This is a genomic window from Vibrio sp. 10N.261.51.A4 (assembly GCF_041471945.1).
Classification (GTDB): domain Bacteria; phylum Pseudomonadota; class Gammaproteobacteria; order Enterobacterales; family Vibrionaceae; genus Vibrio; species Vibrio crassostreae_C.
Genome location: NZ_JBFRPJ010000039.1, coordinates 54,674 through 67,111, shown reverse-complemented (window position 1 = coordinate 67,111; position 12,438 = coordinate 54,674). Strand labels below are relative to the sequence as shown.

The window sequence follows — 12,438 nt, the reverse complement described above, 5'->3', positions numbered from 1 at the left end:
TTGTGATCAAGAGACAGCCCGAGGGAGCCTTTGATTATGTTTCTAGTGACTATTCGCTTATGTTTTTATTTTAAAATGCTTCTTCGAGCGTTTGTTCGTTCTTTTTTTCTGTTTGTTTCTCGCTGGTCTCTACCTCTTTCAAGCGCGCAGTGAAGTGTCTTAACACCGGCGGCTCGTAGGTAAAATCGAGCCCTTTCACTTGTCCTGCATTCTCTTTCACTTTTTCGAATGCTTCGATAATGAAGTCCATGTGTGTTTGTGTGTAGGTCGCGCGAGGAATGGTAAGGCGCAACAACTCAGCAGGACATGGGTGTTGTTCACCTGTTGCTGGGTCGCGTCCTTGCAGCAAAGACCCAATCTCAACCGCTCTGATACCCGCGACTTTATAGAGTTCGCACGCCAAAGCATGTGCGGGAAACTGACCAGCCGGAATATGAGGCAGCAATTTACCCGCATCGACAAACGCAGCATGACCGCCTGCTTGCTGGCACACGATGCCCATCGCTTCTAAGCCATCAACTAAGTATTGAACCTGGCCAATACGGTACTCTAACCAATCTTGGCGCATGCCGTCATAAAGGCCAACCGCAAGACGCTCCATCGCGCCACCTTCTAAGCCACCATAGGTTGGGAAGCCCTCTTGCACCACACACAAGGTTCGACACTCTGTGTACACATCCATGAAAGCGTCGTCTTTAAAGCACAACAAGCCGCCCATTTGTACCATGGCATCTTTCTTGGCAGACATAGCTAAACCATCCGCGTATTTGTAAGACTCACGCGTGATCTGTTCGATTGTCCAATCCTGATAACCCGCTTCACGTTGTTGAATGAAGTAGGCATTTTCTGCGTAGCGTGCCGAGTCCATGATCACAGGAATATCGTACTTCTGAGCGATTTCATACACGGCTTTTAGATTGGCGATAGACACTGGCTGTCCACCAGCAGAGTTACAAGTAATGGTGCTCACAATGTAGGGAACATTGGCTGCGCCCGCTTCTAAGATCGCTTCTTCCAGCTTCACCACATCGAAGTTGCCTTTGAAATCCGCGTTCACTGAGGTATCGAACGCTTCTTTGGTATAAACGTTCTTCGCCACACAGCAATTCACTTGGGTGTGGCCTTGTGTTGTATCGAAGAAGTAGTTCGACAAGGCGACCATTTTGCTGCGATCGAGCCCTTTCTCCATTTCACGCTTCTTAATAAGAACCGGAATGTAGATCTGCTCTGCACCGCGTCCTTGGTGTGTTGGAATCGTCAACTCGTAACCGAAGATATCCTTAACCGCATTCGACAATGCGTAGTAACTGCGGCTACCACTGTAAGCTTCATCACCCATTAACATCGCGGCTTGCATACGCTGAGTGATAGATCCTGTTCCGCTGTCTGTCAGTAAGTCGATAAACACATCATCACTGTCGAGCAAAAATGGGTTCATGCCCGCGTCGACAATGGCTTGTTCACGATAGGCGCGAGTTGTTCTTTTTACTGGCTCTACAACACGAATACGAAACGGTTCTGGTAGATGTTTGAAGTTTTCCATAATAATACCTTTCAATACATTCCGATCAGGTCGAAATGTATTTTCTTTAGATGTCACGAGTCCTCACTATTAAATTAATAGTTCCGTATAAAGATACACAGAAAATTAACAGTGAAAATAAACAAATTAAATAATGACTTATTAATCAAACCTAAACAGAGGCTAAGATAATTAGCGAGAACGACAAAAAACGAATACCCTACACGGAATAATAAGTGCGACATTCATACGTTCAAAGGTTATCAAAGCTGCTGATAGGTAAACAAAGCTCGCTGCTTTGCTGGCGCGTGACGCCTAGAGGTTACTACTCTGAAGAAAGGTGGAACGAGAGTTGGTGATCTAAGGTATACCAAGCTAACAAGGTTAGCCAAGTTGTTGATTGCCATTTCAGATACATGTTCACAATATATCCCTACGTTGAAATCAAGATGATCCGAATTTTAAATATAGTGCAATTGTTTTATAAATACAGCTTAAAAAAGTATAAATGTGATCAATATTTAGAATGATAATTAAATACGATAGCGTGTTATATAAAATGTGAATCACAGCTGTTTATATACTATTAAACTAGTTCAGCGAGAACCTTAATAATATCAAATCTCTTTTGAAATCAACACCTCTCTAATAAGGGGCGAAGATAGCTGTTTTCTAAAAAAGCCATTATCTAATAAAACCAAGATCCAAAACTCGCCGATCTAGAAAAGATAAATTCTGATGAGGCTCAAACCTCACCAGAACCGTATTCGCAGTGAATGACTTACTTCTTCTTCACGGCTTGCTTGATGGCCATTTCAGCCAGTTTTGGTGTCGCCGCTTTCAATGCGCTGGGTGCCACCTTCTTACCCACTTTGACTGCTTTATTCAGTTGACCTTTAACTGACGTGCCTCTTTTCATGGCCTCTAAACGTTGGCGGTTTCTCTGAACGTTATTTGCGTCAGCGATACGCTCGATCAACGTCTGCCTTAAAGTATCTAAACTAAACTGTACCTTTTCTGGCGCAATCGCCAGCGGCAAAGCAATGTCCGGTTGTAGCAGTGTTTGATTATATTCAAGCGCTTGAGCAATGATCTTCGCTTTGGCCGATGTTGGGTTATCTAAGTCATACGGTGGCTGCCAATCGTCTACAGGCTTTAATCGGTCTACCTGATTAACAACCGACACCACAATCGGCTTCTTACGTGAGATGTTCTTCGAGTCGTCATAGAAAGCATCAAATCTATCTTTCAACTGCTTATCCAAATCACGTGCAGATTGATTGGCTTTAAGCACCCATAGCACCACATCGGCTTGGGTCATCTCTTTCAGCATTAAGGCTTCGGTTTTTGGGTTGCCATCAAGCCCTTGAAGATCAACCACTCGAACATCATTGTCGTCGACAAACGCGTTATACACCGTTGAAGTGTCGGTTGATGGCAGCACATCCACTTCTGCAACCAACTCTTGCTTGAGCGCATTGATAAGTGAAGATTTACCAGAACTGGTTTGCCCCACCAGCACGATTCGCACAGGCTCTAATTCATGAGCAAAACGTTGTTCGTCGAGTTCAGAAACATCAGATGCTTTCAGTGCTTCATCTTCAATGCTGAAACGTCCGCTGTAGAGGTCAATCGCCACCGCAGCCACTTCATCTAACAAGGCTTGTTTAGCGGCGTATTGCATGTCATCAACCACACCTCTTGTCATCGTTGCCGTCGCTTGTTCTCGACCCAAATCAGAAATCACTTTTAGCGGGTTCAAATACAGGTTTTTGAGGTGATTCCCCCAAATAGCGGCCTTAACGATCTTCTGCCCTAGCTCGCCATATTTGTCATAGGCTTCGTAGCCCGCTTTGATGTAAGAAACCTTGAGATACTCAATGCCGGGTATATGCTCTCGCACGACCAATTTGTATCGTCGGCTTACCTCTTCGAACAGCTTTAGTCCTTCAGGAATCGAAAAATCGAGCGATTTCTTATCAAATTTTTTCGCAACGAATTCAAGTACCTCTAAACCGGTTTGGTCTAGGTTACCCCACTCTATGTCGACCATTAATTGTTGGCGTACATGGTGTTTTGAATCATTCCAAATCGACAGTTCTTTTTGAGACCAATCAGCCGAAGCCTTAACCAATGCATCGTTGATATCAGCTTTTGTATGTTGTGATTCAGAATCAGAACTTCCCTCGCTAATGTCGTCGCTCTCTTTGTTTGAGAAGGGCTCCGTACTTGAAGATCGGCGTGAAGAGCGGCTTGAAATGAACAGAGGAATGGTGAACACCAAGGTACTCACGGCAATGGCAATCGACATTTCGAGTAGGTAACCGTATTTGATCGCCAAGAAGACACCAAAACCCATCATGATAATGCTTGGGAAGATGGCCGAAATCAGAGCAATACCCCAACGGCCGCTCGATAGCACCGCCAGTAATCGAAATAGGTTTCTAATTTTCTTCATAACCCGACGCCGCCTTTCCTTTTTTCAGAGATTCTTTGTAGATCTTCTGCATCTCTTGTTCAGACACTTCTTCACCTTTGTTCTTATGATAGAAGTAAAAACAAGCCGCGCGACCTAAACCATAAGAGGTGCCGAAACTCATTGCCGCTGCAGCCACCGCACCTACCGTTTGACCATAAACTGGAATCAGCTTTATCAACTGTCGAGTGCCCAGCTTCATTCCGTATTGCAAAGCAAAGCTGCTTCCCAGAGTGCCTATCAATTCACTGAAGACTCGCTTGTTCCACTCGACCCCATATTGATTCGCCAAGCTGTGAAGCATTTTGGCTTGAATCGCAGGTACAGAAACCAAGCCAACACCCGGAATCAAGTCGCTCGCTGCCGCACTTCCTGCATACCAAAGCACTTCGTTTTCTACTTGATCAAAGTTGGCTTCTTCCTGTGTGGAATGCTCTTTGTCTTGCACCATCATTCCGATCACCGGAAGAATACTGGTCAGCTTTTCTAACAAGATGTCATAGTTGTAAATTGAACCACTGTTATTGCTCGAGTCATCCGTTTCGAAATCGACCGCTACCGATTCAAACTCTTTACCCCAAGCCTTCTCTACTTGGTTAGTGTTGAACTGAATTTGCCTTGCTCGATCTGGTTCACCGGAAGACAACACCGCCGTATGAACCAGCAGCAAGTGTTTAATCTTCTTCTGTTTCTTAATCTGTTTTAGAGCCGTAAGCACAGCGGATTGTTCAGGCTCGTCGACTTTCATTACAACGACTAACGCATTACCTGCCTGACCGATTTCTTCCAGATCCTCTTTCGCATCGTAATTCGCTTCGCTGAGTCCTCTGGTATCAAGAAACCTCATCACGGGTTTGTCTTGCGGAAACTCATACGACATCGCCGTCATGGTACAAGGCGCAAAACCATTGCCCACTTCTACAGAAGAGTCGCCCGTGACCGCTTGAATAAACGATGACTTGCCCGCCCCCGTTTTGCCCAACAGCCACAATGTAGGAAGATGCTTGCGCTGATATTCATGAGCCTGAGTCAAGTCTGGGTTCTTGCTCGGATTAATGAAGTCTTTTATTTGATCAAACATGTTTAGAGTAACGCTCACTTGATGTTGAGATTCGAGTTGATGACAAAGCAATACTGACTTATATAATCACAAGTCATATTAAACTTATGTTTGTTCAGTCGCACAGGTTTACAATGCCTAAACGCTTGTTTTTATTTGCGCGCTCATTTTTATAGACGCTTTTTTATACGTACGGGTATCATCGTATTGATTCGGGTACCTAACGAACATCAACAAACACAGAGAGCTCAAAGAGAAGTATGGAACAAATTTATTTAGCTGGCGGCTGCTTGTGGGGTGTACAAGAATTTATTAAGTACGTTCCTGGTCTTATCAGCACAGAAGCAGGCCGTGCTAATGGAAGCGCCCAGCCAACAGAGAACAAAACGACACAAAGCGACGGCACACAAAGCGATTACAATGGCTACGCGGAGTGCGTACAAATTGAATTTGATCCAAACATCACGTCAGTCACGATTTTGATGGAACACTTGTTTGAGATTATCGACCCTTACAGCTTGAATAAACAAGGTGTCGATGTCGGAGAGAAATACCGCACAGGTGTATACAGCACTAATGCAGAACACTTAACCGAAGCTAAGCACTATATTTCTTCAAGAGATGATGCCGACCGTATCGCTGTTGAGGTGTTGCCGTTGACCAATTATGTTGCCAGCGACGACATCCACCAGCATCACTTAAGTCACTTCCCTGAAGATCACCACTTATGTCATATCCCTTGGGATCTACTGCATAAGTATAAATCACAGTAGTCTCGACGTAAGATTGAGATGATCACGACCTAAAATCGATAAAGCCTCAACAGACATTATCTGTTGAGGCTTTTTAAGTGTTATGGTCAGGACAGCTATCGTGAATTGATTTGGTAGCTCAAGCCATTAACCTTTAGCCATTAGCCATTAGCCATTAGCCATTAACTAATAAATTACTTAGTCGTATTCTCAAGCACGTAGTCTGGACCCGCTGTTTCAGCTGTCACAACCGCAAGTTTAGACACGTCTGCGCCTTCACCTTGGTAAGCGTTAATGCCATTTTCTACAACGACTTTTGGTAGCTCAACCGAGTAGCCTTCGATCAGTTCAGAATCCGTTACTTGACCTACGTAAGTTTCGTCTGTGTAGGTTGCGCCAACTAATGGGAAGTCTTGCGTTGCACGTACACTTACAAACTCAGGTGACTGCGAGTTATCAACCACGTTGTGTTTGAACGCCACATCAACGCCCGCATAAATGCCTTCCACTTCTGCGTTGTCAAACAAACTTACACGGTGGCTTTGGTTGCCGTAAACAATGCCCCACTCAGTGTCGACTAGAGAGTTATTCTCGATGGTGATGTTTTTCGGTGTCCACTGCTTGTTCAGCTCTTTGCCTTTCACCGATTGATCTAGCTGCTCACCATTCGCTACGTCGATAATACCTGTGTTAATAACAATGCCGCCACGTAGGTCAGCGTTGCCTTCGATCAAACCATCGCGGCCTCGAGTGTTTGCAATGTAGTTATTGCGAATCACATGATCTTCATCGTAGATACGGACGCCGCCGGTTAGGCGCTTTCCATTGCCAAGAATCATGTTGTTCTCAACCGTGTTGCCTTTTCCGTGACGCAGTGAAATAAGCGCGGTGCTTTGGAAAATAGTATTACCTGAGATCGTGTTGTCGCCCGACTTAATCGAGATAAGCTCACGCTCACCATCCATATCGATCATCAGGTTGTTCACGAACTTAGAACTTGAATCCCACTGTGAAGCTTTAGAATCACCAATACGGATCGCTTCCCAGCTGTTGCCGTTGTAACGAATCGCTTCTTTGATATCGAATTCATTGAATTGGTTAGGCTTTTGATCCATGAAGATATTATTTGCGATCAGGTGGTTGTCGGCTGTGTCATCTTTTTGTACACCGATCAAAGTGCCGCGTTTTTGCTTACCTTCGAAACGGTTGTTGATGACTTTGCCATCTTTACCCCATAGAGAAACCCATAGGTACTTTGGATACTCAGAACGACGCTCGTCTGGCTCGTACGTGTAATCATGGTTGAAGTAGTAGAATGTTGAGTTTTGCAGCGTGTTGCCATTACCCATCATACGTACTGCACCAAAGCGTTCGTTAGGACCGCCCTCAGTAAATACCAAGCCATCAAGCGTGATGTCATCGCCTTTCAGTTCAAACTGAATCAAACCAGTGATCCACGCAGAGCCTGCTTGCTCAGCCTTGATAGTGATGTCATTCGCCGTGATCGTCACTTGACCTAAGTTCGCGTATTTACCGGCAGGGATAACCACTTCGTCGCCATCTTTTAGGTTTTCAAATTGTGCTTTAAGCGCAGCCACTTGCTCTTCCGAAGCAACGGCTAAAGTGTCGCCATCTACCTCTGTTAAGCGGTCACTGCTCAATAGGTAACTACGGTCAATTTCGCTAACAGCAGGCGTAGCTTGTTCAGCGACACTGACTACGGGTGCTGTTTTTTCTTGTGTTGTACAGCCTGTTGCAAAAGCGAGTGTGAACGCGCTAATAATGCTTACCGATAATAGTTTTTTGTTCATCGTACATCTCACATTAAAGTTTGGATTATAAAAATGACGACCACCCGTTCAGGTGGCCGTGATGTTATTTAGGATGCGAATTAGATTAGCCTTCGGCTGGAGTCACTTCGTCTTGTTGCTCGACTTTGTCATCGACTGCTTTAACAAGTAACAGACCAACAGAGAACACAATCAAGCCACACAGAACGAATACCATGCGTCCCCACATTGGGTTTGGCAGTACGAACATAGTCATTACGCCCACACCCGCTACCGCGATAAGTGAACCCAACATACGACGTTGCTTGTTATCCAGTTTCTTCTGTTCATTACTTTCAGCAACTAGTGGCGTCGCTAGGTTGTTGAAGAACTTGTCTACGTCTTTCTCACGGTGCTCAGCAAGAGGCTTGTAGAACAGTGTTGAAAGAACAAAGAAGCCAGCAGTAAATATGATGTGACCGATAAGGCCGATAGCCACTTTCAGGTCAGCCCACTCACGGCCAGTTAGTTCATTTAGACCGAACCAGTTTTGAATCATGTCCGCAGTGATAACGAAACCAACGAAGTAAGAAACCACACCACCTACAACTAGCGTGCCCCAACCTGCCCAATCCGGTGTTTTACGGATGAAGAAGCCACAGAATGCTGGAATTGTCATTGGGAAGCCGATCAATGCGCCCACGTACATCATGGTGTCGAAAAGGCTCAGACCTTTAAGAGAGTTGATGAACAGAGCAACCAAGATGATCGCGATACCGAAGAAGGTAGACGTTAGTTTAGAAACAACCATTAGCTCTTTCTCTGTCGCTTTAGGACGAAGAATCGGCTCGTAGAAGTTCTTAACGAAGATACCTGAGTTACGGTTTAGACCTGAGTCCATTGAAGACATTGTTGCTGCGAACATAGCGGCAATCAGAAGGCCAACCATACCTGCAGGCATGTATTCTTGAACGAAGTAAAGGTAAGCGAAGTCAGCGGCTTTGCTGCCAGCTTCTGGGTAAGCAGCTGCTAAATCAACACCTTGACCAGCCATGAACCAAGAAGGCATGAACCAGATGATTGGACCAAGCGTCATTAGTACACAAGCAAGCAGTGCTGCTTTACGTGCGTTGTTTGAATCTTTTGCAGCAAGGTAACGGTAAGAGTTAAGCATGTTGTTGGTAATGCTGAACTGCTTTAAGAAGATGAACACAGCCCAGATGCTGAAGATGCTCATGTAGTTAAGGTTGTCACCCGTGATGAACGAATCCGTTGGGAAGTCGCTAATGATCTGCGTAACACCGCCACCGTGGTAAATAGCAACGACTGCACATGTCACCGTTACTGCCATGATGATAACCATCTGCATAAAGTCAGATGCGATTACCGCCCAAGAGCCGCCCGTCACTGACATCACCAGTACAACCAGACCCGTTAGGACAATCGTCGTTGTCATATCAAAGCCGAAGATACCCGATGCGATGATTGCTAGACCATTCAACCAAATACCTGCAGAGATAACGCTGTTTGGCATACCAGACCAAGTAAATACTTGCTCATTCACCTTACCAAAACGCATACGAATCGCTTCAATTACCGTCACAACACGCAGTTGACGGAACTTCGGAGCGAAGTAAAGGTAGTTCATTAGGTAACCGAATGCGTTCGCGATGAAGATAATCGCTACGGCAAAGCCATCGGTAAAGGCTTTACCTGCTGCACCAGTAAATGTCCAAGCACTGAACTGGGTCATAAATGCGGTTGCACCTACCATCCACCACAGCATATTACCTCCCCCACGGAAGTAATCACTTGTCGTACTTGTAAACGTTCGAAACATCCACCCTATCGCAATTAAGAATAGGAAGTAGATGCCAACTATCAGGGTATTGAGTTCCATCGTTAGACCTTTTATTTATGTTTTTTTGTTGAGGTCACTATAAATAAATGGCAAGTATATTTGTACTACAATAATCCAAATGCGTGACAGTGATCTTACAGTCTGACACTCAATTAATCATACAAGTGATCGAGTTCAAAGTTGCACCACCTAGGAGCGCAATTCCTCAAGTCAGTGCAGTTATCCGCACTAAATTTCGACCAAAACCCCGAAAAACATGAACAAAGTCTCTAAAAATCGAAGATTCATCGTTAAAAACTATTATTCTTGACGATCAAAGCTTAAAGAAGAGCAGCAAAAATATCGTTAGATATAATTTATAAAAATGAATTAAACCAATGCATTTGTAGTACAAATAAAATCGATAATTTGCTTTTAAAAGTTCCCTATATTAGGCAGCCAATAATGAAAACTTGAAAACCACTATTAGATACTGACAGGGATACACGGAAGTGAAATGCTTTTAACACACCCGTTACACTTTCCCCGTCCAATAAAAAGGTGTCATTATGAAGAAATACGTTCCAATCTTAATTGCTCTTAGTACGGTATCTTCTATGAGCTATGCAGCAACACCGCGTGAAGATGCTGTTGACTACTTACAGATGCGTAAAGGCGTGGCTTACCAAGTAAACCATTCAAAACCTTTCACTGGTCAATTTGAAGAGAAGTTCGATAACGGCCAAGTCGCGACCCAAGCTCAGTTTGCCGATGGCTTAGAACTTGGGCTAGAAACTAACTGGTATCCGAATGGCCAAGTCGCTTCTAAAGTGAATTACGTAAAAGGTGAACTGCAAGGCAAAGCTGAAACCTGGTATCCAAACGGACAGAAAAAAGCAGAACTCAATTATAAAGACAATGAACTATCAGGCACCGCCTCTCGCTGGTATCCCAATGGGGAACAAAGCTTGACAGCTGAATACAGCGACGGACAAAAAGATGGATTGGTAACGGACTACTACCCGAACGGTAATAAGGCCAGCCAAGCGAAGTTTGATGAAGGTGAAGTCGCGAACGGAAAACTTACTCGCTGGAATACTAACGGTGACAAAGTTGAAGAACTGACCTTTAAAGATCACAAAGTCACCTCTAAACAGGTGTGGATGCCTACAGAAAGCTAAGCCTCAAGAACAGCTCTCACGGAGCTCTTTGATATAACTAAACGCCTGCTGTTAAAGTTTGCAGCTACACGTCTGCAACTAAGAGACAAGAGAAGAGAAACGAACATTCATGTGATTAAGCGTGAATGTTCGTGGCTTTGATGCTGTCACAGACTCACTTAAGCGTGTTGTCATCAACCTAAAAGCCTATTCTTAAGCCGCGGTTTACACGCTTATTGAGCCGCACACGACTCTCTACTCAAATTTGAAATAAAAAAACGCTCATGTTGCCTGTATCAACATGAGCGCAAGGGTAGATCTTCGACTACCATCTCCTACCTTTCTAGATGAAAGCAGAAGTTATAATTAGAATAGTTGGGAGCAATAATCAAAATGCTTTCGCAAGCACTTCAACGATTTCTTCTTTGTCGCTGATGAGAACAACGGGTAACGATTCGAACCCAGTTCATTCCTATCAAGTTCATACTTATATAGCAGGCTATGTCACTACCTTGCCTACTACATTTCAAACCTTCTCTGATTGAGTTTTAAATCACCTCAAGTAAATGTCTCATGTTCTTAAAGCGGTGGATTTAATCCATTTAGCTTCAAGACCACTCTTACTTATTCGGCTTCACACCGTCTGTTCATGCAATCAACACAGCAAAGTTATGTGTTGCTAAAGAAAGTTAGTAAATAATAATGTATTACAAATAAAAATGATATCTAAAGGTTCAATTTTTTGCTGTAGCGCACATTTATTGATGAACAAAACTCTTCAAAACCATTATCAACAGCCAAACAAAACACTAAAAATCATAAACTTACCAATACAAACTGACTTTGTAACCCTTTGTAAATAGTGGTTTTGTCCTCACAACACGATCAAGTTCACAGATCATCACGCCTCGGATCGCTACCATATTTGTATTATTTAAATGCAAAATAAATTTGAAATAACCAAGAAATAATTTCAAAAACAAAATGCATTTAAGACAAGAACTACTCTATTTGGCTTGTAATTATGGCCAATACTCAACCATATAAATATGGAATTAATACCATGAATAAAACTAAAATCGTGATTGCTGTGGCATCTGTACTCGCTGCTGGCTCTGTATCTGCTGCGTCTTTCGATATGAGACACGAATACAAGAGTCATACAGATCAACACGCTACTCGTGTAAAACTTGGCGATAGCATTGGCAACTTCCTTGTAGATATCGAAGCGAAATTCAAGGGAGAAGACGGTAAATTCATGGAAGATTTGAAGAACAATGGTTGGGAGCTTGGTCTAAACTACCGTCATGTACTAAACGATAACTGGACAATGACTTACGGTATGCCAATTGAAGCTCGTGAATCTGGCGTTACATACAAGCCTCAAGTTCGTGCAACATACAAAGTGGATAGCGTTGATGGCCTAAGCCTAAGTGCTCGTTACCGTTACGATATGAGACAGAACACTAGCAGCTCAGAGTATCAATTCGATGACAATGGTGATGTTATTGTTGATAGTGACGGTGTTCCAATCACGGTTGATAAAAACGTTTCTAATCAACGTCGTCACCGTCTAACGGCAAACGTTAACTACTCAATGGAAAACTGGCGCTTTGGTCTAGAAGGTAACTACTACAAAGCGGATGGCTATGACATCTACGACAACGACGATACCAACTACGAGTTGAACGCAAGCATTCGCCATATTATGGGTCAATGGGCACCATATGTAGAGTTTGGTGATGTGAGCACTTCATCAACTAAAGCGACTCGTGAACTGCGTAGCCGTGTTGGTCTAACTTACAGCTTCTAATCGATAGCTACATGAATAATCTAAGATAATTACTGTCCTAATTTTC

At 43.7% G+C, this 12,438-nt stretch carries 8 protein-coding genes; 3 read left to right on the top strand and 5 right to left on the bottom strand.

All coding sequences use genetic code 11. The features are described from left to right. Positions 1 to 70: 70 nt before the first annotated feature. From tnaA to AB4384_RS09975, 3 genes are all read right to left on the bottom strand, one after another. Positions 71 to 1,543 (bottom strand): tryptophanase, encoded by a 1,473-nt coding sequence (gene tnaA, locus AB4384_RS09985; protein ID WP_102394496.1) that lies wholly within the window; start codon positions 1,541 to 1,543, stop codon positions 71 to 73. A 760-nt stretch (positions 1,544 to 2,303) separates the two neighbouring features. Beyond that, a complete protein-coding gene (locus AB4384_RS09980) occupies positions 2,304 to 3,980 on the bottom strand; it encodes a GTPase (protein ID WP_372129408.1) in 1,677 nt (558 codons plus the stop codon). After that, a complete protein-coding gene (locus AB4384_RS09975; protein ID WP_372129407.1) occupies positions 3,967 to 5,079 on the bottom strand; it encodes a YcjF family protein in 1,113 nt (370 codons plus the stop codon). Before AB4384_RS09975 ends, AB4384_RS09980 begins: the two co-directional genes overlap by 14 nt. A 239-nt stretch (positions 5,080 to 5,318) precedes the next feature. Between AB4384_RS09975 and AB4384_RS09970 the strand changes: the two genes are divergently transcribed. Next, on the top strand, positions 5,319 to 5,831 hold the full coding sequence (locus AB4384_RS09970; protein ID WP_372129406.1) for a peptide-methionine (S)-S-oxide reductase: 513 nt from the start codon (positions 5,319 to 5,321) through the stop codon (positions 5,829 to 5,831). A 173-nt stretch (positions 5,832 to 6,004) separates the two neighbouring features. Here the strand turns inward: AB4384_RS09970 and AB4384_RS09965 are convergent, their stop codons facing one another. Next, complete coding sequence (locus tag AB4384_RS09965) at positions 6,005 to 7,621, bottom strand: polysaccharide lyase 6 family protein (protein WP_372129404.1); 1,617 nt, start codon at positions 7,619 to 7,621, stop codon at positions 6,005 to 6,007. 85 nt (positions 7,622 to 7,706) lie between these two features. Beyond that, on the bottom strand, positions 7,707 to 9,479 hold the full coding sequence (locus AB4384_RS09960) for a sodium:solute symporter family transporter (RefSeq protein ID WP_017067389.1): 1,773 nt from the start codon (positions 9,477 to 9,479) through the stop codon (positions 7,707 to 7,709). 509 nt (positions 9,480 to 9,988) lie between these two features. Between AB4384_RS09960 and AB4384_RS09955 the strand changes: the two genes are divergently transcribed. Then, positions 9,989 to 10,600: a toxin-antitoxin system YwqK family antitoxin gene (locus AB4384_RS09955; RefSeq protein ID WP_017061462.1), complete on the top strand. Its 612-nt coding sequence runs from the start codon at positions 9,989 to 9,991 to the stop codon at positions 10,598 to 10,600. A 1,042-nt stretch (positions 10,601 to 11,642) separates the two neighbouring features. Beyond that, entirely contained in the window at positions 11,643 to 12,392 is a 750-nt protein-coding gene (locus AB4384_RS09950) for an oligogalacturonate-specific porin KdgM family protein (protein ID WP_017069963.1), read from the top strand. The last annotated feature ends 46 nt before the right edge of the window (positions 12,393 to 12,438 follow it).

What these genes read in the sequence shown, in the direction of transcription:
- tnaA (WP_102394496.1), bottom strand. Translation starts at nt 1,543, where the DNA reads ATGGAAAACTTCAAACATCTACCAGAACCGTTTCGTATTCGTGTTGTA.
- AB4384_RS09980 (WP_372129408.1), bottom strand. Translation starts at nt 3,980, where the DNA reads ATGAAGAAAATTAGAAACCTATTTCGATTACTGGCGGTGCTATCGAGC.
- AB4384_RS09975 (WP_372129407.1), bottom strand. Translation starts at nt 5,079, where the DNA reads ATGTTTGATCAAATAAAAGACTTCATTAATCCGAGCAAGAACCCAGAC.
- AB4384_RS09970 (WP_372129406.1), top strand. Translation starts at nt 5,319, where the DNA reads ATGGAACAAATTTATTTAGCTGGCGGCTGCTTGTGGGGTGTACAAGAA.
- AB4384_RS09965 (WP_372129404.1), bottom strand. Translation starts at nt 7,621, where the DNA reads ATGAACAAAAAACTATTATCGGTAAGCATTATTAGCGCGTTCACACTC.
- AB4384_RS09960 (WP_017067389.1), bottom strand. Translation starts at nt 9,479, where the DNA reads ATGGAACTCAATACCCTGATAGTTGGCATCTACTTCCTATTCTTAATT.
- AB4384_RS09955 (WP_017061462.1), top strand. Translation starts at nt 9,989, where the DNA reads ATGAAGAAATACGTTCCAATCTTAATTGCTCTTAGTACGGTATCTTCT.
- AB4384_RS09950 (WP_017069963.1), top strand. Translation starts at nt 11,643, where the DNA reads ATGAATAAAACTAAAATCGTGATTGCTGTGGCATCTGTACTCGCTGCT.